Raw genomic sequence first — 24,959 nt, forward strand, 5'->3', positions numbered from 1 at the left:
TATTCATCACAACCAAGCGCTCAACCGCGCAGGCCCAGCAAGGTGTCGAATATGGTGCTGGCCACGTCGATGATGCGGGCGCTGGCCTGGTACTGTTCCTGGTACAGCGACAGGCTGACGTATTCCTCGTTCAGGTTCACGCCCGACACCGCCTGCTGGGCGGCCGTGGCCTGCTTGATCAGGTTGCCCTGCGCCGTGGCGGCGGCCTTGATCTGCGCGGTCTGCACGCCCACGGTGTTGACCACCTGGGCGAACATGTCGGTGGTGCTCATGGTGCCGTGGCCCAGCACCTTGGCGTTTTCCAGCTGGGCGAGCTTGAGCGCGTTCTTGCCGTTGGCGTCGCCGCCCTCGGCGTCGGCCGCGGCGATCTTTTCCGGATCGCGGATCAGCACTTCGATGTCGCGGGCCGCGTCGCGGGTGGGTGACAGCGTCCATTTGTCGCCGGCGCGCGGCGGCTCGCTGATGGTCAGCGTCACGCCCATTTCCTTTTCCAGGTTGAGCGTGGGCGGCGTGCCGCTGGCCGGGCCGTTATAGACCTGCGTGCCTTCCGGCTGGCGCAGCACCCGGTAATTCGCGCCGTCGAACGAGATCTCGTAGTCCTTGGCGTTGATGTTGTCCAGGTTCGTGAATTTTCCCGAGATCTGGGCGTTGCTCTTGTTCTGGGCGTTGGGCACGCCCTGCGGATCGCTGATGCCGAAGAAGTCGCCGCCGGGGTTGCCGTTCTGGTCCAGGCCCTGGCGGTGCTGCGCGTTGAACGACAGCGCCAGCCCGACCGCCATCTGGCCCAGCTGGTTCTGCATCACGTCCAGCGACTGGCTGCGGAACTGCAGCAGGCCGCCCAGCTTGCCGCCGGTGACTTCGCTGTCGTCGAGTTCGACGGCGACCGTCTTGCCCGCGCCGGCCGGCAGGGTATAGGCCAGCACCGTGCGGCCGGCGTCCTTGGACGAGGCCACGGCCTGCAGGGGATAGATGGTGTTGCCCGACAGCAGCGCCTGGCCGCCGTTGGCCAGCGAAATATTGATCTTGTCGCCCTGCTGGTACGTGGTGATGCCGACCAGCTGGTTCAGCTCCATCACGGCCAGGTCGCGCTGGTCCAGCAGGTCGTTCGGGGGGCTGCCGCCGGCCTTGCCCGAAGCCAGCGAAATCTGGGTGTTCAGGTCGTCGATGCGGGCCAGGTAGCTGTTGACCTGCTCCACCGTGGTGGTGATCTGCGTGTTCAGCCCGACGCGCTGGTTCTGCATCTCGGTGTAGGCCGAACGGATCTGCGTGGCCAGGCTGTTGGCCTTGCCCAGCAGGTCGGCGCGCGCGGCCGGATCGCCCGGCTTGCTGGCGACCATGTTCATGCTGGTGAAGAAATTGTTCAGCCCCGGCGCGATGCCGACGGTGCGGTCGGCGAACAGGTTGTTGATCTGCGAAACCTGGTCGAACTGGGCCTGCAGCTGGGCGCCGCTGCCCTGCGCGCCGACGAGCTGGCGGTACAGGAAGCTGTCGTAGCTGCGCACGACGGTGTCGACCTGCACGCCGCGGCCGATGAAGCCGTTGCTGGTGGCCTGGGCGCCGGCCGTGGAGGTCATGACGCGCTGGCGGTTGTAGCCGGCCGTGGTGGCATTGTTGATGTTGTGGCTGGTGGTGGCCAAACCTGCCTGGGCTGCGTTCAGCCCGCCCAACGCCGAGTTATACAAATTCATACTGACAATGCCCCGTGTTTAACCGCAACCGATATGTCTGGATACTCCATTAACGGCAGCAGATGGTCCGAATTTAGAGTCCTTCCAACATCTGGCGGGAAATTTCCACCCTGGACGCCGCGCCCCGCAGCTGGCCCATCACGCCGATCAGCTTCTGGGCGTACTGCGGATCGGTGGCGTAGCCGGCGTCCTGGATTTTGCGGGCGGCCTCGATCTCGTTGCGCGCCTGCGTCACGGCCTCGTAGCGCGGGCTGTTGCCGATCAGGCGGGCGTAGTCGGCGAACGACTCCTCGTAGGAGGCGTAGGCGCGGAAGGGTTGCGTCACCTTTTTGGCCACGCCGTTCTCGTACTCCGTGGTGAGCACGTGCACCACCTTGCCCTTCCAGCTGGCGCCGGCCTTGATGCCGAACAGGTTGTAGCTGGTGCTGCCGTCGTCGAACTTGATTTCGCGCTTGCCCCAGCCGGATTCCAGCGCCGCCTGGCCCATGATGAGGCGCGCCGGCACCCCGCTTTGCTGCGCGGCCAGGTTGGCCGCGCGCGACATCCTGGAGACGAAATCCACCACGTGATCGGGCGCGCCCTCGGCGGCCGCCAGCGCCCGGTCGCTCGGGCGGTTGTTGCGCATCACGTTGAGCAGCGCCGACACCTCGCGCGAGTTGCCGCTGCGGAAATCCAGTCCGCCGCCCTGCCCCAGCCGTTCGACCGACTGTGCCGGCAGCTCGCCCGGCTTGCCTTCCTGCATCTGCGCCAGGATGGCCGCCGACAGGCCGATCCCCGGCGAAGCCAGGTGCAGCGCCAGCTGCTCGTCGGCCATGGACTGCAGCATCTGCGTCTGCTGCGAATCGAACAGGCCCTCCTTGGGCGTGGCCTCGCGCATGCGCTTGAGCATCATCTGCAGGAACAGGGCCTCGAACTGCCTGGCCACCTGCTTCTGCTGGTCGGTGCCGGCCGGATCGGTCTTGACCTCGCGCTTCAGGTCCGACAGCCGGCCCAGGTCGAAGACCGAATCCTGGCGTTGGGCGCCGCGCGCCGCGTCATGCGTGTATGCCATGGCCGTCAGATGATTTCCAGTTCGGCGCGCAGCGCGCCGGCCGACTTCATGGCCTGCAGGATGGACAGCAGGTCCTGCGGCGTGGCGCCCAGGGCGTTCAGGCCCTTGACCACGTCGGCCAGGTTGGCGCTGGTGCGCACGCGCTGCAGCGAGCCGTTTTCCTGGCGCACTTCGATCTGGGTGTTGGGCACCACCACCGTCTGCCCTTCGGTGAACGGGGTGTCGGGCTGCGACACCTGGTTCTGGCGGTTGATGATGACCGACAGGTTGCCGTGCGCCACCGCGGCCTCTTCGATCATGACCGTGCGGTTCATGACCACCGAGCCGGTGCGGGCGTTGATGATGACCTTGGCCACCGTGGGCGCGCGCGTAACCTGCAGGTCTTCGACCAGCGACAGGAAGCGCGCCTGCGAGGCCTGCTCCATCGGGGTGCGCACCTGCACGACGCGCCCGTCCAGGGCCGTCGCCGTGCCCTGGCCGAACTTCTTGTTCAGCGCCGCCGCCACGTTCTGGGCCGTGCCGAAATCGGTGTTGTTCAGTTCGACGTGGATGTAGCCGTCGCGCGCGAACGTGGTGGGCACGCCGCGCTCGACGATGGCGCCGGCGCTGATGCGCCCGCCGTTCAACTGGTTGATCTGCACGCTGGAGCCGCCGGCCGACGCGCCCGCGCCGCCCACCAGGATGTTGCCCTGGGCGATGGCGTAGACCTGGCTGTCGGCGCCCTTGAGCGGCGTCATCAGCAGCGTGCCGCCGCGCAGGCTCTTGGCGTTGCCCATCGAGGACACCACCACGTCCAGCGTCTGGCCGGGCCGCGCGAACGCCGGCAAGGTCGCCGTGACCATCACGGCCGCCACGTTCTTGAGCTGCATATTGCTGCCGGCCGGCACGGTGATGCCGAGCTGGGACAGCATATTGGTCAGGCTCTGCTGCGTGAACGGCGTCTGGCGAACCTGGTCGCCGCTGCCGTCCAGGCCCACGACCAGGCCGTAGCCGATCAGCTGGTTGCCGCGCACGCCCTGGATCGAGGCCAGGTCCTTGAGCCGCTCGGCCTGCGCCGCGCCGGTCCCGGCCAACAGGCCGGCGGCGACGCAGACGTGCGCCAGCAGGCGGAAGAAGATGGAATGCTTCATTTCAGTTGTCCAAAGCGCCCGCGCATAAAACATTAGAACGGCGATGCCATCAGGAAAAAGCGTTGCAGCCAGCCCATGGTCTGGACTTCGTCCATGACGCCCTTGCTGCGGTATTCGATGCGGGCGTCGGCCACCTGGGTGGACGACACGGTGTTGGTGCCGGTGATCGAGCGCGGGTCCACCACGCCCGAGAAGCGCACGTACTCGCTGCCGCGGTTGATGGCGATCTGCTTCTCGCCGGCCACCTGCAGGTTGCCGTTGGACATCACGCCCACCACCGTGGTGGTGATGGTGCCGGTGAAGGCGTTGTTGGCCGTGCTGTCGCCCTTGCCCTGCAACACGTTGCCGCCCTTGGCGTCGGTATTCAGGTTGGCGTTGGCCCAGCTGTCCATGAACGACGGCGCGGCGGCGATGCCCAGCGTGGCGCTGCCGCTGCGGTTGGTGTTGGTGGCGACGTTCTTGGAGGCGTTCGTCTTCTCGTTGAGCACGATGGTGACGATGTCTCCGACGTTGCGCGGACGGCGGTCCTCGAACAGCGGATAGTTGCCGTAGGCGGTGGGCTGGTAGATCGAGCCCGTGGGTTGCGCCGCGGGCATGGGCGGCGCCGGCGGCACGGCCGTGGTCGGCCCGGTCACGATGGGTTCGGGCGGAATCATGGCGCAGCCGGCCACCAGCGTGGCCAGGGCCGCGACGCTCGCCAGGCGCAGGACGGAGATGGACATCACAGTTGGGTCAGGCGGGCCAGCATTTCATCCGACGTCTTGACGGCCTTGCTGTTCATTTCGTAGGCGCGCTGCGTGGTGATCATGTTGACCAGCTCTTCGGCGACGTTGACGTTGGAGGTTTCGACGTAGTTCTGCATGATGGAGCCGGCGCCGTCCACGCCCGGCTGCAGCAGGTTGGCCGGACCCGAGGAATCGGTTTCCAGGTACAGGTTCTCGCCGATGCTCTGCAGGCCGGTGGGATTGATGAACGTGGCGATCTGCAGCTGCCCGATCTGCACGTTGACGCCGGCCGCGCCCGGCTGGGTCACCGAGACCATGCCATCGTTGCCGATGGTGATGGACAGGGCGTTGTCGGGCACGTTGATGGGCGGCTGGATCACGTAGCCGCTGACGGTGGTCAGCTGGCCGTTCTGGTCGCGCTGCAGCGCGCCGTCGCGGGTGTAGGCCTGGGTGCCGTCGGGCAGCTCCACCTGCAGGAAGCCGCGGCCGTTGATGGCCACGTCCATTTCGCTGCCGGTGTTGTTCAGGTTGCCCGTGGTGTGGATGCGCTCGGTCGCGGCCACGCGCGCGCCGGTGCCCAGCTGCAGCCCGGAGGGCAGCTGGGTGGCGTCGCCGACCTGGGCGCCGGGCTGGCGCAGCGTCTGGTACATGAGGTCCTGGAACACCGCGCGGCCGCGCTTGAAGCCGTTGGTCGAGACGTTGGCCAGGTTGTTGGAAATCACGTCCATGGAGGTCTGCTGACCTTCCAGGCCCGTCTTGGCGATCCACAGCGAACGCATCATGATGTAGTACTCCTGGTGGCGCGGCCCGGCCGCGCGCGTATTGGGTATTGGTTTTGAATCGGGCGCCGGGTCAGGCGCTTATCGACAGAATGCCGTTGGCGCGCTCGGCGTTGCGGTCCGACTGCTGGATCACCTGCATCTGCTGCTCGAAACGGCGGGCGTTGGCGATCATGCCGACCATCGCCGCCATCGGATTGGTGTTGCTGCCCTCGAGCACCCCGGCCAGCAGCCGCAGGCTGGGATCGGCCGGCAGCGGCGGCGCGGGCTGGCCGTCGACCGGCGCCCGGCGGAACACGCCGTCGTCGCCATGCACCAGCTGCTCGCGCGGCGGGTTCACCAGCTTGAGCCGGCCCAGGTTGAGGATATTGTTGGGCGCGTCGCCCGCGCCGATCGCGGTGATCGTGCCGTCCGAGGTGATCGTCAGCGCGGCCTGGTCGGGCACGTCGATGGGCCCGCCCTGGTCCGACAGCACCGGCTGGCCCAGCGAGGTCTGCAACAGTCCGTTGACGCCGACCTGCAGGCTGCCGGCCCGGGTATAGGCCTCGCCCTGCGGCGTCTGCACCGCCAGCCAGCCGCGCTCGTCGGCCAGCGCCACGTCCAGGTCGCGGCCGGTGGTCTGCATGGTTCCCATCTGGAAACTGTTGCCCGGCGTCGAAGCCACCGTCGACACGCGCGTGGGCAGGCTGACCCCGTCGGCGACCGGCACCGACCGGTACAGCGCGATCTGCTCGCGAAAACCCGGGGTGTTCACGTTGGCCATATTGTTCGACAGCACGGCCTGATGCTCCGTGATGCGCGCCGCGCCATTCATCGCGGTGTAGATAATCCGATCCATTTCCTGTTCCGTCTGGCATGAACCCGCAAGACTCGGTCTCTCCCCGAGCGGGGCGCCGCGGATCCGGCTCCGCCGGTCCGCAGGCGCGCCCCCTAGAGGGGGAAGCGCCGCAGGCGCTCCGGGGGTGGGCTCTACTTCAGATTCATGAGCACCTGCATGATTTCGTCCTGGGTCTTGATCGTCTGCGAGTTCGCCTGGTAGGTGCGCTGCGCGATGATCATGTTGACCAGTTCCTTGCTCATGTCGACGTTGGACGATTCCGTCGCCTGGCCCACCACCGTGGACATGCCGTTGGTGCCCGGCTGGCCCAGGATGGGCTGGCCGGAAGCGGCGGTTTCGGTCCAGGCGTTGTTGCCCACCGGCTGCAGGCCCTGCAGGTTGGAGAAGTCGGCCAGCACGATGGTGCCGACCACCTGGGTCTGGCCGTTGGTGTAGCTGGCCACCAGGCTGCCGTCGCCGCCGATGTTGATGCCGCTGAATTCGCCGGAGCTGTAGCCGTCGGGCTTGGCGACCAGCTTGTAGTCGCTGCCGTACTGGGTGGTGCCGGTGTAGTTCATGGCGATCGTCAGCGGATCGGCGGGCGTGGTGTTGCCGCCGGGCTGCTCGAAGCGCAGGTTCACCACCGGCGCGCTGGTCAGCGTGCCGGCGTTGTTGAAGGTGAGCTTGGTGAGCGAATTCTGGTTGGGGCCGCTGCTCCAGGTGCCGTCGGTGCCCTGCGTGGTCGGCTGCATGGCCTTGCCGTCCATCGTGTAATAGACCTCGTACACGCTGGCGCCGCCTTCGGACGGACGCTTGACGAAGTACTGCATCACCTGGTGCGAATTGCCCAGGGAGTCGTACACGGTCATGGGCGAGGCGCTGGTGTAGCTGCTGGAGATCGTCGGGTCGAACGGGCGGCCGGGTTCGATGACCGCCGCGGTGTATTCCACGAAACCGGGGATGGCGGACAGGTTCTGGGCGACCACGCCGCCCGCGCCGATGGTGATCGTGGTCGAGCCTTCGGTCACGGTGCCGGTAGGCGCCGGGTCCCCGTTGGCGTCGACCAGCACGGCGTCGCCGTCGGCGTTGCGCGTGAACGTGTAATCCACGCCGCCCAGCGTGACTTCGCCCGGCACGGCGGCCGCCGTTTCCGTATCCGTCTGGTACACCACCTTGGCGTTGGCGTCCAGATTGGCCACGGTCGTGCTCGAACCGGTCGCCTTGGGCGCCACGTTGGCGGTGGGCAGCTGCAGCTCGACCGGGTTGGCGCCGACCGCGCCGGCCGGGTAGCCGGTCAGGCGGTAGCCCTGGGCGTTGACGATGAAGTTGTTCTTGTCGACCAGGAATTCGCCGTTGCGGGTGTACATGACCGCGCCGCTCTGGTCGGTGACGCGGAACATGCCCTTGGCGCCGTCGATGGCGATGTCGTATTCACCGCCGCCGCCGTTGACCGTGCCCACCGTGAAGCGCTGGCTGATGCCGGCGACCTTCACGCCCAGGCCGACGCGCGAACTGGCGTAGACGTCCGCGAACGAGGCGGCCGACGACTTGAAGCCGACGGTGCCCGAGTTGGCGATGTTGTTGCCGATCACGTCCAGGTTCTGCGCCGCGGCGTTCAAGCCGCTCAATCCTTGTCCGAAGCCCATGTTTTCTCTCGCTAATCCTTAAACTGAGTGAAGCCGCCGCGCGTGCGCCGGCACCGATACGCCGCGCCCGCCTCAGGCGCCGATCACCTTGCGCACATCCAGCATGCTGGTCTGGCCGTCCAGGCCCAGGTCCAGGCGCAGGCCATTGGTGGAGTACCCCACGCTCTTGACCTGGCCGTAGCTCAGCACTTCCGAATTCACCTTCTTGCCGTCGGCGTCCGTGGCCAGGATGGACACGTTGTAAGCGCCCGGCTCCAGCGCCACGCCGCTGTCGTTCTTGCCGTCCCAGCTGAGCGTGTAGACGCCGGTTTCCTGCTCGCCCAGCTCGATGGTGCGCACCACCACGCCGTTGGAGTCCGAAATCCGCACCTGGACCTTGGCGGCGTCGCCCTGCAGGTCCACGCCGTAGGGCGTGACCACCCGCTCGGCGCCGTTGTCGCCGTCCACGCCGACCTTGACCTTGGTGCCCGGGATCAGCACGCCCTTGCCGATCATCGCCACGGCGTTCATCGACTGCGACACGTCGATCTGGCCGCTGATGGCCAGCATGGTGTTCTTCAGGTTGGTGATGCCTTCCACCGTGGAGATCTGCGCAAGCTGGGAAGTCAGCTCGGCGTTCTGCATGGGGTTGAGCGGGTCCTGGTTCTGCAGCTGCGTCACCAGCAGCGTCAGGAACTGGTCCTGCAGGCCTTGCGCCGCGCTGTTGGAGTTGGCGCCGGTCTGGGCGAGCCCCAGGCCGGTCTGGCTGGTGGTTTGGTCGATAGTGGACATGAATTCACTTGCTCAAAATTAGGACTGGCCGATGGTCAGCGTTTTCTGCATCAGCGCCTTGGCGGTGTTCAGCACCTCGACGTTGGCCTGGTACGAACGCGAGGCCGCGATCATGTTGACCGTCTCGGCCACCGGATCGACGTTGGGCATGCTGACGTAGCCCTGCTCGTCGGCCATGGGGTGCTGCGGGTCGTAGACGCGCTTGAGCGGCGACTGGTCCTGGACCACGCCCGCCACGCGCACGCCGCCGATTTCCTGGCCCAGCGCCTGGCCGGCGGCCGGATTGACCTGGAACACGACCTGGCGCGCCCGGTAGGGCTGGCCGTCGGGGCCGACCACGCTGTCGGCGTTGGCCATGTTGCTGGCGGCGACGTTCATGCGCTGCGACTGCGCGCTCAGCGCCGAACCGGCGATATCGAAAATGCTTAACAGGGACATGGCCTGGCGCTCCGTTCAGTAATCATTCCTGGATGGCGGCCATCATGGTCCGGATACGGCCTGACAGCAGCTGCATGGTGCTCTGGTAATGCAAGGTGTTATCGGCGAACTGCACGCGCTCGATGTCCATGTCCACCGTGTTGCCATCCAGGCTGGGCTGGTACGGCAGGCGGTACAGGAGTTCGGTGGGGCCTTGCGACACGGCCTTGGCCGGGATGTGGCGCGCCGAGGTCAGCGTGAGCGAGGTGTCGGCCAGGCGCTTGCTGCCTTCCATGGCGTTGGCCATCGCCGTCTTGAAGTCGAAATCGCGCGCCTTGTAGTTGGGCGTGTCGGCGTTGGCGATGTTCGACGACAGCACTTCCTGGCGTTGCGCGCGCAGCCCCAGGGACTGCTGGAAGAAGCGGAAATCTTCGTTAAGCCTGTCTAGCATCGTGGCGCCTTGGTGCATTGCAATTCGGGTGGGCACGGGAGGCCGGACGCGCCGGTATCCCATTGGATGACGGCATGATAGGGGTCCGCGGCGCGCCACAATCAGCCAAATAAACCGTTATTTCTCATCCAATTCAGGTCTTGCCGGGCGCGGCGCACTTCTACAATTCATGCATCATGCAAAGCACCGCAAGACGCCTACACGCGGGCGCCGCCTGCCTGGCCGCCGCGCTGCTGCCCCTGGCGGGCGCGCAGGCCCAGCAGGTCCAGCCCCAGCTCCAGCCCGCCGAGGCCATCGCGCAGGCCGCGCAGGCCTATCTGCTGGATCAGCTGTCCGCGCTGCCCGGCCAGCCGGTAATCGCCATCGATCCGCCGCGGGCGCAGGGCCTGACGCCTTGCGATGCCATGTCCCCATTTCTGCCGTCCGGCATGAAGCTGCGCCCGCGCATGACCGTCGGGGTGCGCTGCAACGCGCCGGCGCCCTGGACCACCTACGTGCAGGCCACGGTCAGCGTGCCCGGCCAGTATTACGTCGCCGCCCGCCCGATCGCCGCCGGCCAACCCCTCAGCCCGGACGACCTGGCCCCGCGCGACGGCGACCTGGTGGCCCTGCCCCGCGGCGCCATCACCGACCCGCAGGCCGTGGCCGGCATGAGCGCCGCCTACCGGATCAACGCCGGGCAGACGATCCGCAGCGCTTCGCTGCGCAGCGCCCAGTCGGTGCTGCGCGGCTCCAACGTGCGCATCAACGCCCGCGGCAACGGCTTCGTGGTCAGCAGCGAAGGCGAGGCGCTGGAAAACGCCGCGCCCGGCTCCATGGTGCAGGTGCGCACCGCCAACGGCCAGGTGGTCAGCGGCATCGTGCGCAATGCCGGCCTGGTTGAAATGCAGCTGTAGAAGTTGTTACATGTCGCGTTGCGCCAAAGCCCCGCCTGCCCTAAAGTTCGTCCCGGCCCTGTCGTTACCCAGGCATAAGTAGGCGGATCTGGACGCCCTGCGGAGATAATCTTGAAAATCACAACCACCACCAACCGGCCCCTCTCGGCGGAAGCCCTGGGCAACCGCCCCGAGTCCGCGGTCGCCCAGGCCTATGGCGCCGGCAGCGCCAGCGGCAGCAGCAGCTCGCAGGTGGCGCTGAGCTCGGCCTCGCGCAAGATGCTTGCGCTGCAGGACGGCTCCAACGACATCAACGTCGAGCGCGTGGCCGCCATCCGCGCCGCCATCGCCTCGGGCCAGCTCAAGATCGACACCGGCCGCATCGCCGACAGCCTGATCGCCAGCGCCCGCGACCTGCTCAAATAGGCCGCCCCGCAACCCTTCCCTACCCGAGTCCCAGCATGACCGCGCACACCGTCGACTCCCTGCAATCCTGCATGCGGCAGGAAGACGCCCTGATCACCGAGTTCTCCGCCATCCTGGAAGAAGAGACCGAGGTGCTGGTGGGCCCGGCCAATATCGGCGGACTGCAGGAGATCACCGAACGCAAGAGCAGCGTGGCGCGCAAGCTCGTGGACCTCAGCCAGACGCGCGACGGCCTGCTGGCCGAAATCGGCCTGCCCGCCGGCCACGCCGGCACCGAACAGGCAGCCGTGCTGCACCCGCAACTGGCGGAAGTCTGGCAGGCTCTGCTGGCCAAATCGGCCAGCGCCAATGAAATCAATCTGCGCAACGGCGCCCTGATCGACGTGCACCTGCGCTACACCCAGCAATCGCTGGACGCCCTGCGCAACCTCGGCGCCGCCGGCGCTCCCGCCACCTACGACGCCCGCGGCCGCGGCGCCCGCAGCGCCCCGGGCCGCAAGCCTATTGTGGCGGGTTAAGGGCCAGCGGGAGGGCCCGGTGGGCCGGTAGGATGGGTGCAGCGCGAGAATGCTTTACACAAGAACTCAAGTGTCGAGCGCGCGTAACCCATCAGGCGGCGAAAGCCGCCGCTTTTCGTAGCGCCAAGAATATTTTTGCCCAGAAAAAAGCCGGCTTTCGCCGGCCGATGGGTTACGCGCGCTGCATGCCTGCTTTCTTGCGTAGAGCATTCTCGCGCTGCACCCATCCTACGCCATTGCATCGTCATTGCGCCATCATTCTCCCGCCATTACGCCGTCATCTCCAGCAGCGCGTACATCTTCAGCAACGCCACCGGCAGCAGGCGGGCGGGTAGCTTGCGCTCGGTGCCCATGATGCCCGACAGGGGCTGCTGCGCCATGGCGGCGGCCGGAGAATGCGCCAGCTGCCAGGACGCGGCGGCCAGCTGGCCGGCCATCAGGGCCTGGCGCGCCAGCGCGTGCGGACCATCGACGGCGGGCAGCGCCTGCCATGCGGCGGGCATGAAGCGGAACGCGGCGCGGGCTTCATTCTGCAGCACCAGCCAGCGCGCCACCGTGGCGGCGTCGGCCTGGGAGGCCGGCAGGTTGGTCATGCCGAACAGTTGCCCGGCCACCTCGCCGCTGACCGTGTCGATCAGGCGGGCGCAGACCAGCCGCAGCGGCGCGCGCTCGCCGCGGCCGGGCAGCGCGACTTCCGTGCCCGAGGCCCACAGCGCCAGCGGCACGCGCCCGTTTCCGGACGCGGCGTACAGGCCCGGCATGTCGCCGGGCTGGCCCACGGGCAGATAGCCCAGGCTTTTGCCCACGGCGTTCAGATTGGTGGGGCAGTCGTCCTGGATCACGCGCTGGCCGCCGGCGCAGCGCGCCACCCACGACACGCCCTGCCCGCTCAACGCCGGCCACAGGGCCGCCGTGCCGGACTCCAGCATATGCACCACCGGCAGGCGCTCCAGCTTGCCACCCAGCCATTCCACCCGCGCCTGCAGCGCCACGGCCGCGTCGGCCTGGGCCGGCTGCGCCGGCGCGAACGAGGCCAGCGTGCCGTGCGCCAGCGCCAGCTGCTGCGCGGGCGCGGCCAGCGCCGCGCCGCGGTCGCTCATGAGCAGCGTGCCCAGCAGCGCGCCGCCGGGCAGGCCTTCGCCCTGCATGGCGGCCTTGCCGTGCACGGCCAGCAGGTGGCGGCCGCAGACGGCCGAAAATTCGCGGCGCACCATGGCCGCCGGCTCGTCGCCCAGCGCCGCCAGCGTGGCGCCGTCGCCCACGTACTCGCGCCAGGCGGCGCGCGCCTGCACGCAGGCCGCGTCGTTCTCCAGCCAGGCGATGGTGTCGTCCAGGTTCTGCGCGGCGTCGACCGAGGCCGCCGCGCCCTGCGGACGCAGGATGGCCGAGGCCAGCAGTTGGCGGCGGCGCGCCGGGTCGGCGCTTTCGGCCTCGCGCGCGGCCGGCACCAGCGAGGCCAGGTCGGCTTCGCTGGGCGTGTACAGCGCGCGCGCCCGCTCGACCATGGAGAACGTCCGGTCCACCAGCGCGTCGGCGCGGGCCAGCTCCATGTGCTCCGGCACCTTCTGCCCGACCGAGACGTAATGGATCGGCAGGCGGTGGCGGATGGCCGTGTCCAGCGCCGCGCCCAGGCGGGTGGCCTCGTCCAGCTTGGTGATGATGCAGCCGGCCACGTCCTCGCCCACGCCGTTGCGATAGGCGTGCGCGACTTCGTCCAGCGTATCGCCCTGGCTGGCGGCGTTGAGCACCAGCAGCCGGCGCACCGGCTTGCCGGCGTTGCACAGCATCGCCGCCTGCTCGGCCACCTGGCGGTCGCGCTGGCTGATGCCGGTGGTGTCGATCAGCACGATCTTGCGGCTGCCCAGCTCGCCCAGGACGCGGCGCAGCTCGCCCGCGTCGCGCACCGAATGGGCCGGCACGCCCATCAGGCGGCCGTAGATCTGCAATTGCTCCAGCGCGCCGATCCGGAAATTGTCGGTGGTCAGCATCGCCACCTGATCGCGGCCCTCGCGCGCCACGCAGCGCGCGGCCAGCTTGGCCAGCGTGGTGGTCTTGCCCACGCCGGTGGGGCCGACCAGGGCATAGACCCCGCCGCCCAGGAATTCGTCTTCCGAGCGCAGCACCGGCAGGTGCGTGACCAGTTCGTTGCGCGCCCAGTCCAGCGCGGACTGCGGCGTCATGCCCTCGGGCAGGCGCTCGACCAGCGTGCGTACCAGCTTGGTGCTGAAGCCGGCATCCAGCAGGCTGCGGAACAGCGCCGCGGCAGCAGGCTCGCGGCCCGGCCCCTGGCGCGAACCCCAGATCAGGCCGTCCATGCGGCTTTCCAGCGCGCCGCGCAAGGCGCTGATGGCGTCCTGCAGGCCAGCCGCGGCGTCGCCGGACAAGGCCGGTTGCGGCATGGCCGGAGGCTGGCGCAGCGGGGCGTCGGGCATGCGCGCCATCGACGGCGCGGGAGCCGGCGCGGGCGTGGGCATGGGCATGGGAATCGCGCTGGCTGCCGAGCTGGGCGCAGGGATGGGACTGGGAATGGGATCGGGCATGGCCTGCGGCTGGGCCGGCGCCTCGTACGCCGAGCGGTAGGCGGCGATGGAGCGCGCCGGCGCGGGCGCCGGAGCCGCCGCCGGAGCGGTGTGCGCCGGCGTCTCGTCATAGGCCTCGTCCACCGTCGCCAGCACCTCGACGCCGCCTTCCACGCTGCGGTTCGACACGATCAGCGCGTCCGGACCCAGGGCCTGGCGCACCTGGCGCATCACTTCGCGGCTGTTGATCCCAAAGAAACGGCTTATCTTCATGCCCCATTACCTCCGCCGATCAGCGCGGTCACGCGGACCATGCGCTCATCGGGTATTTCAGTGTTCGACAGCACGCCCAGCTGCGGCAGATGGTGGCGCAGGAAGCGCGACAGCGGCGCGCGCAGCACGGGCGACACCAGCAGCACCGGCGCGTTGCCCTGCGATTCCTGGCGCTCGACGGCGGCCTGCGTTTCGCGCAGCAGCGTATCGGCAAGGCCCGGCTCCAGGCCGCCGCTGGTCGTCATGGCCTGCGACAGCACGCGTTCGAGCTTGACGTCCAGGCCGATGACCCGCAGTTCGCCCTCTCCCGGGAACCACTGCTGCGTGATGGCGCGGCCCAGCGACCGGCGCGTGAGCGCGATGAGTTCGTTGATGTCGGGCAGGCTGCCGGCGCCGGCAGCCTGCGCCGCCAGGCGCGGGCCGTGCTCGGACAGGGTGTCGATGATGGTGCGCATGTCGCGGATCGGCACTTCTTCGGCCAGCAGGCCCTGCAGGACCTTCTGCAGCACGGTGAGCGACAGGGTCTTGGGCACCAGGTCCTCGACCAGCTTGGGCGCGTCGCGGCCGATGCGGTCGAGCAGCTGCTGCACTTCCTGGCGGCCCAGCAGGTTCGAGCCGTGGCGGTGCATCAGGTGGTTCAGGTGGGTGGCGACCACGGTGCCGGCGTCGACCACGGTGTAGCCGGCCACCTGGGCCTGGTCGCGCAGGCTGCCGTCGATCCACAGCGCCGGCAGGCCGAAGGCCGGATCGGTGGTCGGGGTGCCCTTGATCTGCATGGTCACGCCGCCCGGGTCGATGGCCAGCCACTGACCCGGCATGGCCACGCCGTGGCCCACTTCCACGCCCGAGAGCAGGATGCGGTAGTCGTTGGGCTTGAGCTCGAGGTTGTCGCGGATGTGCACGACCGGCGGCAGAAAGCCCACGTCCTGCGCGAATTTCTTGCGCAGGCTGCGGATGCGGTGCAGCAGTTCGCCGTTCTGGGCGTGGTCTACCAGCGGGATCAGGCGGTAGCCGACCTCCAGCCCGAGCTGGTCCACCATGGAGACGTCGTCCCAGCTGGCCTCGGCCGCGGCGGCCTGGGCCTGGGTGATGGCCTGCGGGGGAACCTCGGCGGCGGCGGCCGCGGCGGCGGTCTTGCGCTTGTGCAGCATCCAGCCGCCCCAGGCCAGCGCGCCGGCCAGGGTCAGGAAGGCCACGTGCGGCATGTTGGGGATCAGCCCCATGATGCCGATGATGCCGGCCGTCAGGAACAGCACACTGGGATTGGAGAACAGCTGGCTGATCATCTGCTGGCCGATGTCCTGGTCGGTCGAGACCCGCGACACCACCACGCCGGCCGCGGTGGAAATCACCAGCGCCGGGATCTGCGCCACCAGGCCGTCGCCGATGGTCAGCAACGTATAGACGCGCGCCGATTCGCCCATCGACATGTCGTGCTGCGCCACGCCCACGACCAGGCCGCCGATGACGTTGATCGCCATGATGAGCAGGCCGGCGATGGCGTCGCCGCGCACGAACTTGCTGGCGCCGTCCATCGAGCCGAAGAAGTCCGACTCCTGGGCCACCTCCGCGCGGCGCTTGCGCGCCTCGTCCTCGCCGATCAGGCCGGCGTTCAGGTCGGCGTCGATGGCCATCTGCTTGCCGGGCATGGCGTCCAGGGTGAAGCGCGCTCCCACTTCGGCGATACGCCCCGCGCCCTTGGTGATGACGATGAAGTTGATGATGGTCAGGATCACGAAAACGATGATGCCCACGGCGAAGTTGCCGCCCACCAGGAAGTGGCCGAAGGCCTCGATCACCTTGCCGGCCGCGTCCGGGCCGGTGTGGCCGTTGAGCAGCACCACGCGGGTGGAGGCCACGTTCAGCGACAGGCGCAGCAGCGTGGCGAACAGCAGCACGGCCGGGAACGCGGCGAAGTCCAGCGGCTTGCGCGTGAACATGGCCACCAGCAGGATCATCACGGACAAGGCGATGTTGAAGGTGAACAGCAGGTCCAGCAGGAAGGTGGGCAGCGGCAGCACCATCATGCCCAGCACCATCACGATCAGGATGGGGCCGGCCAGCAGCCGCGCATGCACGGCTCCGTTACTTTTCAACATGGTGAGCAAAGCGCTCATTCCTCAAGCTCCTTGTGCTGCGGTGTCGGACAGCGGGTCCAGCTCGGCGGGCACGGCCAGCCGGGTCGGGGCGACCGGTTCGGCTCCCCATCCGGAGCGCCAGGAACGCAGCTGGAAAACCCACGCCAGCACTTCTGCCACCGCGGTATATAGCTCGGCCGGGATTTCCTGTCCCAGCTCGACGTGTTGATGCAGAGCGCGCGCCAGCGACGGGGCCTCCAGAGTGGGGATGCGGTGCTCGGCCGCCAGTTCCCGGATCTTGGCGGCGATCAGGCCGGTGCCCTTGGCCAGCACGCGGGGCGCGCCGTTCTTGCCTTCTTCATAGCGCAGCGCGACGGCGTAATGGGTGGGGTTGGTAACCACCACGTCGGCCTTGGGCACCTCGGCCATCATGCGCCGGCGCGCCGCCTGGCGCTGCTGCTGGCGGATGCGGGCCTTGACGTGGGGATCGCCCTCGCTTTCCTTGTGTTCCTGGCGCACGTCCTCCTTGGACATGCGCAGCTTTTTCAGGTGGCTCCAGATCTGCCAGGGCACGTCCAGCAGCACGATGACCAGCAGCGAGGCCACGATGAAGGCGCAGCACATGGCCACCAGCGTCAGCGCGCGGGTCAGCGCCGCCGACGGCGCCACGTGCATCAGGCTCAGCATGTCGTCGTGGTAGCGCCAGATCACCCATACCGCGACCCCGCCCACCAGGCCGGCCTTGGCCAGCGCCTTGATCAGCTCCACCACGGTCTGCGAGGAGAACATGCGCTTGAAGCCCGACAGCGGACTGAGCTTGGAAAAATTGAATTGCAGCGGCTTGCCCGAGATGACGATGCCGCCCAGCAGCACGCTCGACAGCACCGCGACCACCGCCAGCAGCCCGAAGATCGGCAAGAGCACCAGCAGGATCTGGCCGAAGCCGTCGACCGCCCCCTGCACCATGGCGCCCGGGTCCGAGACCACGCGCCGGTCGAATCCCAGACCGTTACGCAGCACGCCGGTCAGCGACCGGTACAGCGCCCCGCTTCCGGCCCAGATCGCGCCCACGCCCGCAGCCAGCATCATGAACGTGCCCAGCTCGCGGGAACGCGCAATCTGCCCCTCCTCGCGCGCCTTTTCCAGGCGCCTGGGAGAGGCGGCTTCGGTTTTTTCGAGGTCGCTTTCTTCGGCCATGCTCTGCGGTGTCGTCGCCGCTCGCGGATTCGGGGATTGCGAGCGGCCCGCGGAGATTCTAGGAGGCCCGGGGCTTTAGCGATCAGCCAAGAAACGGGGGGAAAGCGGCGCTATTCCCGGATGCGCCGCGCACCGGGCCGCCCCTCCCCCTTGCAGGCATCAGAATCCCAGGCTGGCCAGCAGGTCGTCGACCTGGTCCTGGCTGGTGACCACGTCGGCCTTGCCCTGCGGGCTGATCTGCGGGCCGTTGAGCAGGCTGTTGGCCTCCTCGCGGCGCTCCTGCGGCACGTTGTCCAGCAGCACCTGCAGCAGCTCGCGCTCGATCGCGCCGACCACGTCCATCATGCGCATGATCACCTGGCCCGTCAGGTCCTGGAAATCCTGCGCCATGATGATTTCCATCAGGTGCGACTGCGTCTGCTGCGCCTGCTTGGGCACGTCCTGGAGGTAGGCGCGGGTGTCCTGCACCAGCTCGCGCGCCTGCGGCAGCTCCAGCGGCTGGTCGAACCATTGCTGCCAGCGCGCGTCCAGGGCCTGCGCCGAGCGCGTCAGGCCGTCCTGGATGGGACCGGCCTGCTCGGTCGCGTTCAGCACCCGGTTGGCGGCCTGCTCGGTCATCTGCGCCACGTAGCGCAGGCGGTCGCGGGCGTCGGGAATGGCGTTGGCGGCGTCCTTGATGGCCTGGTCCAGGCCCAGCTCGCGCATGCTGTCGCGCAGCATGCGCGTCAGCGAGGCGATGCGGTGGATCAGGTCGGGGGAATCGCCCGGGTTAATCGTTTCCGTGCTCATCGCGCACCTCAGCCGGCAATTTTCTCGAAGATCTTGGTGAGCTTCTCTTCCAGCGTCGCCGCGGTGAAAGGCTTGACCACGTAACCGTTGGCGCCGGCCTGGGCCGCCGCCACGATGTTCTCCTTCTTGGCCTCGGCCGTGACCATCAGCACCGGCAGCGAGGCCAGCGCGGCGTCGGCGCGGATCTGCTTGAGCATTTCCAGGCCGTCGAGATTGGGCATGTTCCAGTCCGACACCACGAACTGAAAGCCGCCGTTGCGCAGCTTCTCGAGCCCGATCGCGCCGTCCTCGGCCTCGTCCACGTTCTCGAAACCCAGCTCTTTCAGCAGGTTGCGGATGATCCGCCGCATGGTGGGGAAATCATCCACCACCAGAATCTTTATGCCCTTGTCTACCATCTTCTACTCCAGAAAAGTTTGCTTGGGAACGACCGTGCGCGCGCGTCATACGCGGTGGCCGCGGTCTCCCAGGCGAGTCAGAATGCGTTCGCTCATCGCGGACAACGAAACCACTTCTTCCGCCGCGCCGATGGCGATGGCCTCGCGGGGCATGCCGAACACCACGCAGCTGGCCTCGTCCTGCGCGATTGTGTGGGCCCCGGCGCGGCGCATGGCCAGCATGCCCGCGGCGCCGTCCTTGCCCATGCCGGTCAGGATGACGCCGATGGCGTTCTTGCCGGCGGCCGCCGCCGCGGAATTGAACAGCACGTCCACCGACGGGCGGTGGCGGTTCACGGGTTCGCTGGCCTCCAGTTCGATCACGTAGTTGGCGCCGCTGCGCCCCAGCCGCATGTGGGTCTCGCCGCCGGGGGCCAGGTACACGTGGCCGGGCAGCACCCGATCGCCGTGCACGGCCTCGCGCACCGTGACCGCACAGAGCGCGTCCAGCCGCTGCGCGAACGAGCGCGTGAAGCCGGCGGGCATGTGCTGGGTGATGAGAATGGCCGGGCTGTCCGGCGGCAGCGGCTGCAGGACTTCGCGGATGGCCTCGGTGCCGCCGGTGGACGCGCCGACGATGACCAGTTTTTCCGAGCTGGCCAGCGGCCGGCGCAGCATGGGCGCCGGCGACGCCGGGGCCGCGTGCGGCGCGGGCGCGCGCAGCCGCGCGCGCGAGGCCGCGCGGATCTTGTCGGCGATGATTTCGGTGTATTCGAGCAGCCCGTCGCGGATGCCCAGCTTGGGCTTGGTGACGAAATCGATGGCGCCCAGCTCCAGCGCGCGCAGCGTGATTTCGCCGCCGCGCTCGGTCAGCGAGGACACCATCACCACCGGCATGGGCCGCAGCCGCATCAGCTTTTCGAGGAAATCCAGCCCGTCCATGCGCGGCATTTCCACGTCCAGGGTCAGCACGTCGGGGTTGTGGCGCTTGATCAGCTCGCGCGCCACCAGCGGGTCCGGCGCGGTCGCGACCACTTCCATGTCCGGCTGGCTGTTGATGATCTCGGTCATCAAGCCGCGCACCAGGGCCGAATCGTCCACGCACAAAACGCTAATTTTCTTCATGGTTACTGCCCCGTTCAGGCCTGGCCCGCACATTCGTAGACCGTCTGCCCTCGCAGGCGAAAGTCCCGGCTGATGTAGGTGAAATTCTCGGAATGGCCCGCAAACAGCAGTCCGCCGGGTTTGAGCAGCGGCACGAACCGTTCCAGTATCCTGGCCTGGGTGGGTTTATCGAAATAAATCATTACGTTGCGGCAGAAGATGGCGTCGAACCGCTCCTCCAGCCCCCAGTTCGGCGCCAGCAGGTTCAGGGTCTCGTAGCGCACCATGTCCACGATTTCCGGCCGCACCCTCACCTGCCCGGCGTTGGCGCCGCGGCCCTTCAGGAAGAAGCGCCGCAGCCGTTCCACGTCCATCTTGGCCACGCGTTCCTCGGGATAGACGGCGGTGCGCGCGCGCGCCAGCACATTGGTGTCGATGTCGGTAGCCAGCACCGTGCTGGAGCCGGCCCGCTGGCCCAGCGCCTCGACCAGCGTCATGGCGATGGAGTACGGTTCCTCGCCGGTGGACGCGGCACAGCACCACACCGACACCGGCCCGCCGCGGCGCCTGGCGAAATCGGCCAGGATCGGAAAATGATGCGACTCGCGGAAGAAGGCAGTCAGGTTGGTGGTGAGCGCGTTGACGAAATCTTCCCATTCGGGCGCGCCGGGCGAATTCTCGAGCTGGTCCAGATAGCTGCCGAAATCCTGCAGGCCCAGCGCGCGCAGGCGCCGCGCCAGCCGGCTGTAGACCATTTCGCGCTTGTGCGTGCCCAGGGAGATCCCCGCATGGGCGTGGATCATCCTGCGCACGCGCGAAAAATCGGCGTCGCGGAAATCGAACTGGCGGTCCACCGACAGGGACGGGGCCGCGTAAGCCGGACTTGCCACGGCGGTCCTCAGTGCCCGAGCGCAAGCGCGTCGGGCGCCTGCAGGCGTGAATCGTCATCGCCGCGCCGCGCCGACGACAGGCGCTGGGCCGGCACTTCGATGACTTCGCCCGCGTTGATCTTGAACACCGCCACCGCATCGGCCAGGCGCAGCGCCTGCTCCTGCAGCGAGCCGGCGGCCGCCGCGGCTTCTTCGACCAGCGCCGCGTTCTGCTGCGTCACCTCGTCCATCTGCGACACCGCGCGGTTGACCTGCTCGATGCCGCTGGACTGCTCTTCGGACGCCGCCGAAATCTCTCCCATGATGTCGGTCACGCGTTTGACCGAGGCCACGATCTCCTGCATGGTCGCGCCCGCGCGTTCCACCTGCTCGGAGCCGGCGCCCACCTTGGTCACCGAATCCTCGATCAAACCCTTGATTTCCTTGGCCGCCTGGGCGCTGCGCTGCGCCAGCGCGCGCACCTCGCCCGCCACCACGGCAAAGCCCTTGCCCTGTTCGCCGGCGCGCGCGGCTTCGACTGCCGCGTTCAGCGCCAGGATGTTGGTCTGGAACGCGATGCCGTCGATCACCGACACGATTTCAGAAATCTTGCGCGAGCTGGCGGAAATCTGCTCCATCGTGCCCACCACCTCGGACACCGCGGAGCCGCCGCGCTCGGCCACGTCGGACGCGCTGGCCGCCAGCTGGTTGGCCTGGCGCGCATTGTCGGCGTTCTGCTTGACCGTCGAAGCCAGCTGCTCCATGGAGGCGGCGGTTTCTTCCAGCGAGGCCGCCTGCTGCTCGGTGCGGCTGGACAGGTCGGTATTGCCGGCCGCGATCTCCTGCGAACCCACGGTAATCTCGTCCACGCCGCGGCGCACCGACGCCACGGTGCGCGTCAGGCTTTCCTGCATGCGCTTGAGCGCCGCGAACAGCTGGCCGATTTCGTTGGTGTTGCGCACTTCGACGCGGGCCGTCAGGTCGCCGCCGGCGATGCGGTCGAAGTGGCTGCCCGCCTCCTTCAGCGGCTGCAGCACGCGGCGGCGCAGGAATATGTAGGTGGCGAACACCAGCAAGGCGGCGATCGCGCCGCCCACGCCGACGGCCACCAGCACGAACTGGTAGCGGACCTGGGCGACCTCGTGGGCGTCCATCATCTTGCTGGCGCGCCAGAAGTCGAAGCTCTCGATCGCGCGCGCGAAACGCCCTTCCAGGGCGTCCTGCACGGTCTGCACCTGCTTCTGGTAGGCCGGCATGTCGGCTTTTTCGAGCGCCGCGACCAGCGGGTTCAGGCCCTGCTGCACCAGCGCGCCGTAGGACTCGTCGATTTCCTTGAGCGATTCGGCGGCCTCATCGGGACGCGCCAGGCTCTTGTAGTACTCGAACTCGGCCTGGCCCTTGTTCATCGAGGCCTTGGCGCGCTCCAGCAGCCCGCTGGCCTCCGACGACAGGCCGCTGCTGAGCAAGGTGGCCTGGCCGACGTTGCGCACGATGTCCGCATAGTTGGAGGTGGCCGCCCGGCCCAGGCCGTGCAGCGTGTCCTTGTAGCTGGACACCACGCGCGAGACGGCGTCGTCGAGTTCCTGCGACTGCTTGATGTCCGCCAGCGTTCCGTTGCTGATGCGCAGGGACAGGACGCCGAGCGCCGCCCCTATCACCAACATGAATGAGAAAAACCCCAGCACCCACAACAGGCTGCTGCGTATCGTCATGTTCGCGAAAAACTTGCGCATCACAAGCACCACTCCTAGACTGCAATCGTTAAAGGAAAGCGCCACATCGATCGGATATGGCGCCTCTGCCCTGCTTGCGGCCGGGTCCCGACCACGCTTCCGATCAGGAAGCGGCCTTCTCCACCAGCGCCATTTCATCGCTGGTCATGAGCTTCTCGATATCCACCAGGATCAGCATGCGTTCGTCCACGGTGCCCAGGCCGGTCAGGTATTCCGTGGACAGCGTGGCGCCGAATTCCGGCGCCGGGCGGACCTGGCCGGCGTTCAGCATCAGCACGTCGGACACGCCGTCGACCACGATGCCGACCACGCGGCGATCCAGGTTGAGGATGATGACCACGGTCTGCTCGGTGTAGTCCACGCGGCCCAGGTTGAACTTGATGCGCAGGTCCACGATGGGCACGATGATGCCGCGCAGGTTCGTCACGCCCTTGATGAAAGGCGGCACGTTGGCGATGCGCGTGACCGTGTCGGCGTCGTAGCCGCGGATCTCCTGCACCTTCAGGATATCGATCCCGTATTCTTCGTCGCCCAGCGTGAACACCAGGAATTCGCTGCCGACATCTTCATTGCGCGCGGCGGGCGCTTGCGGTTTAGCTGCCATGAGCTTGGTTCTCCATCAATTCAGAATGGCTTCGGGCTGCGACCAACGCTCGCGGTTGGCGCGCGCAAGCGCAAAAACGTCGACGATCAGGGCCACGCTGCCGTCGCCCAGGATGGTGGCGGCGGAAATGCCCGGCACCTTGCGGTAGTTGGATTCCAGGTTCTTGACCACCACCTGGTGCTGGCCGATCAGGTGGTCCACCAGCAGCGCGAAGCGGCGGTCCTCGGCCTGCATGATGACGGCGATCGCCTGGGTGGGATCGGCCTGCGCGCCGTCCACCGAGAACACGCGGTGCATCTCGACCAGCGGCAGGTATTCGCCGCGCACGTGCATCACGCGCTCGTTGCCCGCCACCGAATAGATCTGGTCATTGGTGGGCTGCAGCGATTCGGTCACGTGGTTCAGCGGCAGGATGAAGGTTTCCTCGCCCACCCGCACCGACATGCCGTCCAGGATCGCCAGCGTCAGCGGCAGCACGATGCGCGTGGTGGTGCCGTTGCCCGGCTCGCATGACAGCTGCACGTGGCCGCCCATGTCCTGGATGTTGCGGCGCACCACGTCCATGCCGACCCCGCGGCCGGAAATGTCCGTGACCTTCTCGGCGGTGGAGAAACCCGGCGCGAAGATCAGCTGCCAGATTTCGTCGTCGGGCGAGTTTTCGTTCACGGCCAGGCCCTGGGCGATGGCCTTCTTGAGGATCTTGTCGCGGTTCAGCCCGGCGCCGTCGTCGCTCACCTCGATCACGATGTTGCCGCCGTTGTGCTGGGCCGACAGCACCAGCTGCCCGACCGGGTCCTTGCCGGCGGCGACCCGCTGCTCCGGGGTCTCGATGCCGTGGTCCAGGCTGTTGCGCACCAGGTGCGTGAGCGGGTCGATGATGCGCTCGATCAGGCTCTTGTCCAGTTCGGTGGCGCGGCCGTAGGTCTGCAGCTCGATCTGCTTGCCCATCTTGCTGGCGATGTCGCGCACCAGCCGCGGGAAGCGGCTGAACACGTAGTCCATCGGCATCATGCGGATCGACATGACCGCTTCCTGCAGATCGCGCGCGTTGCGCTCGAGCTGCTCCATGCCGTTGAGCAGGCGGTCGTGCAGCACCGGGTCCAGCGTGGACGCCGTCTGCGCCAGCATCGCCTGCGTGATGACCAGTTCGCCCACCAGGTTGATCACCTGGTCGACCTTCTCGACGCCGACGCGAATCGAGGTGGATTCCTTGTCCGCGTGCGCGGGCGCGGCCGGCCGGGCCACGCGCGCGGCCTGGGTGATGGCCTCGGCTGCTGCGGCCGACTCCGCGACCACGGGCGGCGCGGCAGGCGCGGGCGCCGGCGCCGCGGCGGGCGCGGGTTGGGCGGCCGGTGCGCTGGCCGCCGGGGCGGCCTCGCGCGCGATGCTGAGCTGGTCGCCGTCGACGATGAAGCAGCACACCGCCTCGATATCGTCCGGCGTGCATGTGCTGTCCATCCAGACCGTCAGGGCGCCGTCGGCGCGCTCGCTGGCGGTGACCGTGCCCAGGTTGCCCATCTCTTCGAGCAGCGCCGCCGCGTCCTTGTCGGACACCTTGGTGATCCGCACCCGCAGCGGCACGCTGGCGCCTTCGACGGCAGGTTCGGCCGACGCGGCGGGTTCGGCCGGCGCGGGAGCCGGCGCAGGCGGGGCTACGGGCGCCGGGGCCGCGGCCGGGGCTGGCGCGGCGCCGGGGTCCTTATGCTCCAGCGCAAGCTGCCTCAGGACGGCGCAGATACGCTCAAACACGGCTTCATCGGGCTCTTCGGACGCTCGGTATGCATCCAGCTGGCTTTTGAGCACGTCTTTCGTTTCCAAGAAAATATCAATCATGTCCGTGCGCAGCGCCATTTCGCCGCGCCGGATCGCGTCCAGCAGGTTTTCGAGCAGATGGGTGGTGCCCGCCAGCTGCTGAAAGCAGCCGAAGGTCGCCGCGCCGCCCTTGATCGAATGGGCCGCGCGGAAGATGGCGTTCAGCTGCTCGATGTCGGGCGCGCCGACGTCCAGTTCGAGCAGCAGCTGCTCCATCTGCGCCAGCAGCTCGTCCGCCTCGTCGAAAAAGGTCTCGTAAAACTGACTGAGGTCCAATCCAGAACTCATAGTCCGCACGCCTTCATAAATG

23 protein-coding genes are annotated in these 24,959 nt (G+C 67.9%); 3 read left to right on the plus strand and 20 right to left on the minus strand.

From position 1 onward, the window contains the following. Window positions 1–20 precede the first annotated feature (20 nt). The 10 genes from flgK to flgB all read right to left on the minus strand — a co-directional run bounded on the left by flgK (window position 21) and on the right by flgB (window position 9,475). On the minus strand, window positions 21–1,688 hold the full coding sequence (gene flgK, locus AC1M14_RS15025; protein ID WP_102770908.1) for a flagellar hook-associated protein FlgK: 1,668 nt from the start codon (window positions 1,686–1,688) through the stop codon (window positions 21–23). A 73-nt stretch (window positions 1,689–1,761) separates the two neighbouring features. Next, on the minus strand, window positions 1,762–2,739 hold the full coding sequence (gene flgJ, locus AC1M14_RS15030) for a flagellar assembly peptidoglycan hydrolase FlgJ (protein WP_102770907.1): 978 nt from the start codon (window positions 2,737–2,739) through the stop codon (window positions 1,762–1,764). 5 nt (window positions 2,740–2,744) lie between these two features. Next, window positions 2,745–3,869 carry a flagellar basal body P-ring protein FlgI gene (locus AC1M14_RS15035; protein WP_102770906.1) on the minus strand — a complete coding sequence of 375 codons (1,125 nt, stop codon included), beginning with the start codon at window positions 3,867–3,869 and terminating at the stop codon, window positions 2,745–2,747. A 32-nt stretch (window positions 3,870–3,901) separates the two neighbouring features. Next, on the minus strand, window positions 3,902–4,591 hold the full coding sequence (locus tag AC1M14_RS15040) for a flagellar basal body L-ring protein FlgH (protein ID WP_102770905.1): 690 nt from the start codon (window positions 4,589–4,591) through the stop codon (window positions 3,902–3,904). Next, window positions 4,591–5,376 (minus strand): flagellar basal-body rod protein FlgG, encoded by a 786-nt coding sequence (gene flgG, locus AC1M14_RS15045; protein ID WP_102770904.1) that lies wholly within the window; start codon window positions 5,374–5,376, stop codon window positions 4,591–4,593. The genes AC1M14_RS15040 and flgG overlap by 1 nt, the downstream gene beginning before the upstream one ends. 70 nt (window positions 5,377–5,446) lie before the next feature. Further along, window positions 5,447–6,211, minus strand: coding sequence for a flagellar basal body rod protein FlgF (locus tag AC1M14_RS15050; RefSeq protein WP_102770903.1), 765 nt, complete (start codon window positions 6,209–6,211; stop codon window positions 5,447–5,449). A gap of 131 nt (window positions 6,212–6,342) precedes the next feature. After that, window positions 6,343–7,836 (minus strand): flagellar hook-basal body complex protein, encoded by a 1,494-nt coding sequence (locus AC1M14_RS15055; protein ID WP_479729912.1) that lies wholly within the window; start codon window positions 7,834–7,836, stop codon window positions 6,343–6,345. Window positions 7,837–7,908: 72 nt separating this feature from the next. Then, window positions 7,909–8,607 (minus strand): flagellar hook capping FlgD N-terminal domain-containing protein, encoded by a 699-nt coding sequence (locus AC1M14_RS15060; protein WP_479729913.1) that lies wholly within the window; start codon window positions 8,605–8,607, stop codon window positions 7,909–7,911. Window positions 8,608–8,625: 18 nt separating this feature from the next. After that, window positions 8,626–9,045: a flagellar basal body rod protein FlgC gene (flgC, locus tag AC1M14_RS15065; protein WP_479729914.1), complete on the minus strand. Its 420-nt coding sequence runs from the start codon at window positions 9,043–9,045 to the stop codon at window positions 8,626–8,628. A 22-nt stretch (window positions 9,046–9,067) separates the two neighbouring features. After that, window positions 9,068–9,475 (minus strand): flagellar basal body rod protein FlgB, encoded by a 408-nt coding sequence (flgB, locus tag AC1M14_RS15070; protein WP_102771803.1) that lies wholly within the window; start codon window positions 9,473–9,475, stop codon window positions 9,068–9,070. Between the two features lie 176 nt (window positions 9,476–9,651). On the opposite strand from flgB, the gene flgA reads away from it, so the two are divergent. The 3 genes from flgA (at window position 9,652) to AC1M14_RS15085 (ending at window position 11,294) form a co-directional block, all read left to right on the plus strand. Next, on the plus strand, window positions 9,652–10,371 hold the full coding sequence (flgA, locus tag AC1M14_RS15075; protein ID WP_479729915.1) for a flagellar basal body P-ring formation chaperone FlgA: 720 nt from the start codon (window positions 9,652–9,654) through the stop codon (window positions 10,369–10,371). A 111-nt stretch (window positions 10,372–10,482) separates the two neighbouring features. Further along, window positions 10,483–10,776 carry a flagellar biosynthesis anti-sigma factor FlgM gene (gene flgM, locus AC1M14_RS15080; protein WP_102770899.1) on the plus strand — a complete coding sequence of 98 codons (294 nt, stop codon included), beginning with the start codon at window positions 10,483–10,485 and terminating at the stop codon, window positions 10,774–10,776. Window positions 10,777–10,811: 35 nt separating this feature from the next. Further along, window positions 10,812–11,294, plus strand: a complete 483-nt coding sequence (locus AC1M14_RS15085; RefSeq protein WP_102770898.1) for a flagella synthesis protein FlgN — start codon at window positions 10,812–10,814, stop codon at window positions 11,292–11,294. Window positions 11,295–11,563: 269 nt separating this feature from the next. Here AC1M14_RS15085 and flhF read toward each other — a convergent pair whose 3' ends face one another. The 10 genes from flhF to cheA all read right to left on the minus strand — a co-directional run bounded on the left by flhF (window position 11,564) and on the right by cheA (window position 24,937). After that, on the minus strand, window positions 11,564–14,086 hold the full coding sequence (gene flhF / locus AC1M14_RS15090) for a flagellar biosynthesis GTPase FlhF (protein WP_479729916.1): 2,523 nt from the start codon (window positions 14,084–14,086) through the stop codon (window positions 11,564–11,566). Then, the gene (gene flhA / locus AC1M14_RS15095; protein ID WP_479729917.1) at window positions 14,083–16,203 is read right to left on the minus strand and encodes a flagellar biosynthesis protein FlhA; all 2,121 of its coding nucleotides are present in this window, start codon (window positions 16,201–16,203) and stop codon (window positions 14,083–14,085) included. Before flhA ends, flhF begins: the two co-directional genes overlap by 4 nt. A gap of 3 nt (window positions 16,204–16,206) precedes the next feature. After that, window positions 16,207–17,361, minus strand: coding sequence for a flagellar biosynthesis protein FlhB (gene flhB, locus AC1M14_RS15100; RefSeq protein WP_479729918.1), 1,155 nt, complete (start codon window positions 17,359–17,361; stop codon window positions 16,207–16,209). 159 nt (window positions 17,362–17,520) lie between these two features. Next, window positions 17,521–18,150, minus strand: a complete 630-nt coding sequence (gene cheZ, locus AC1M14_RS15105) for a protein phosphatase CheZ (RefSeq protein WP_102770894.1) — start codon at window positions 18,148–18,150, stop codon at window positions 17,521–17,523. 8 nt (window positions 18,151–18,158) lie between these two features. Next, the gene (gene cheY / locus AC1M14_RS15110; RefSeq protein WP_054425971.1) at window positions 18,159–18,548 is read right to left on the minus strand and encodes a chemotaxis response regulator CheY; all 390 of its coding nucleotides are present in this window, start codon (window positions 18,546–18,548) and stop codon (window positions 18,159–18,161) included. Between the two features lie 45 nt (window positions 18,549–18,593). Next, window positions 18,594–19,652, minus strand: coding sequence for a protein-glutamate methylesterase/protein-glutamine glutaminase (locus tag AC1M14_RS15115; protein WP_102770893.1), 1,059 nt, complete (start codon window positions 19,650–19,652; stop codon window positions 18,594–18,596). A gap of 14 nt (window positions 19,653–19,666) precedes the next feature. Beyond that, on the minus strand, window positions 19,667–20,434 hold the full coding sequence (locus AC1M14_RS15120; RefSeq protein WP_479731808.1) for a CheR family methyltransferase: 768 nt from the start codon (window positions 20,432–20,434) through the stop codon (window positions 19,667–19,669). Between the two features lie 95 nt (window positions 20,435–20,529). Continuing rightward, the gene (locus tag AC1M14_RS15125) at window positions 20,530–22,233 is read right to left on the minus strand and encodes a methyl-accepting chemotaxis protein (RefSeq protein ID WP_102770891.1); all 1,704 of its coding nucleotides are present in this window, start codon (window positions 22,231–22,233) and stop codon (window positions 20,530–20,532) included. 103 nt (window positions 22,234–22,336) lie between these two features. Then, window positions 22,337–22,837, minus strand: a complete 501-nt coding sequence (gene cheW / locus AC1M14_RS15130) for a chemotaxis protein CheW (protein ID WP_102770890.1) — start codon at window positions 22,835–22,837, stop codon at window positions 22,337–22,339. A gap of 15 nt (window positions 22,838–22,852) precedes the next feature. Next, the gene (gene cheA / locus AC1M14_RS15135; RefSeq protein WP_479729919.1) at window positions 22,853–24,937 is read right to left on the minus strand and encodes a chemotaxis protein CheA; all 2,085 of its coding nucleotides are present in this window, start codon (window positions 24,935–24,937) and stop codon (window positions 22,853–22,855) included. Window positions 24,938–24,959: the final 22 nt, after the last annotated feature.

The organism is Achromobacter sp. SX5 (genome assembly GCF_056711425.1).

Coding starts and splice junctions, on each gene's coding strand:
- flgK (WP_102770908.1), bottom strand. CDS start 1,688: ATGAATTTGTATAACTCGGCGTTGGGCGGGCTGAACGCAGCCCAGGCA.
- flgJ (WP_102770907.1), bottom strand. CDS start 2,739: ATGGCATACACGCATGACGCGGCGCGCGGCGCCCAACGCCAGGATTCG.
- AC1M14_RS15035 (WP_102770906.1), bottom strand. CDS start 3,869: ATGAAGCATTCCATCTTCTTCCGCCTGCTGGCGCACGTCTGCGTCGCC.
- AC1M14_RS15040 (WP_102770905.1), bottom strand. CDS start 4,591: ATGTCCATCTCCGTCCTGCGCCTGGCGAGCGTCGCGGCCCTGGCCACG.
- flgG (WP_102770904.1), bottom strand. CDS start 5,376: ATGATGCGTTCGCTGTGGATCGCCAAGACGGGCCTGGAAGGTCAGCAG.
- AC1M14_RS15050 (WP_102770903.1), bottom strand. CDS start 6,211: ATGGATCGGATTATCTACACCGCGATGAATGGCGCGGCGCGCATCACG.
- AC1M14_RS15055 (WP_479729912.1), bottom strand. CDS start 7,836: ATGGGCTTCGGACAAGGATTGAGCGGCTTGAACGCCGCGGCGCAGAAC.
- AC1M14_RS15060 (WP_479729913.1), bottom strand. CDS start 8,607: ATGTCCACTATCGACCAAACCACCAGCCAGACCGGCCTGGGGCTCGCC.
- flgC (WP_479729914.1), bottom strand. CDS start 9,045: ATGTCCCTGTTAAGCATTTTCGATATCGCCGGTTCGGCGCTGAGCGCG.
- flgB (WP_102771803.1), bottom strand. CDS start 9,475: ATGCTAGACAGGCTTAACGAAGATTTCCGCTTCTTCCAGCAGTCCCTG.
- flgA (WP_479729915.1), top strand. CDS start 9,652: ATGCAAAGCACCGCAAGACGCCTACACGCGGGCGCCGCCTGCCTGGCC.
- AC1M14_RS15085 (WP_102770898.1), top strand. CDS start 10,812: ATGACCGCGCACACCGTCGACTCCCTGCAATCCTGCATGCGGCAGGAA.
- flhF (WP_479729916.1), bottom strand. CDS start 14,086: ATGAAGATAAGCCGTTTCTTTGGGATCAACAGCCGCGAAGTGATGCGC.
- flhA (WP_479729917.1), bottom strand. CDS start 16,203: ATGAGCGCTTTGCTCACCATGTTGAAAAGTAACGGAGCCGTGCATGCG.
- flhB (WP_479729918.1), bottom strand. CDS start 17,361: ATGGCCGAAGAAAGCGACCTCGAAAAAACCGAAGCCGCCTCTCCCAGG.
- cheZ (WP_102770894.1), bottom strand. CDS start 18,150: ATGAGCACGGAAACGATTAACCCGGGCGATTCCCCCGACCTGATCCAC.
- cheY (WP_054425971.1), bottom strand. CDS start 18,548: ATGGTAGACAAGGGCATAAAGATTCTGGTGGTGGATGATTTCCCCACC.
- AC1M14_RS15115 (WP_102770893.1), bottom strand. CDS start 19,652: ATGAAGAAAATTAGCGTTTTGTGCGTGGACGATTCGGCCCTGGTGCGC.
- AC1M14_RS15120 (WP_479731808.1), bottom strand. CDS start 20,434: ATGATCCACGCCCATGCGGGGATCTCCCTGGGCACGCACAAGCGCGAA.
- AC1M14_RS15125 (WP_102770891.1), bottom strand. CDS start 22,233: ATGCGCAAGTTTTTCGCGAACATGACGATACGCAGCAGCCTGTTGTGG.
- cheW (WP_102770890.1), bottom strand. CDS start 22,837: ATGGCAGCTAAACCGCAAGCGCCCGCCGCGCGCAATGAAGATGTCGGC.
- cheA (WP_479729919.1), bottom strand. CDS start 24,937: ATGAGTTCTGGATTGGACCTCAGTCAGTTTTACGAGACCTTTTTCGAC.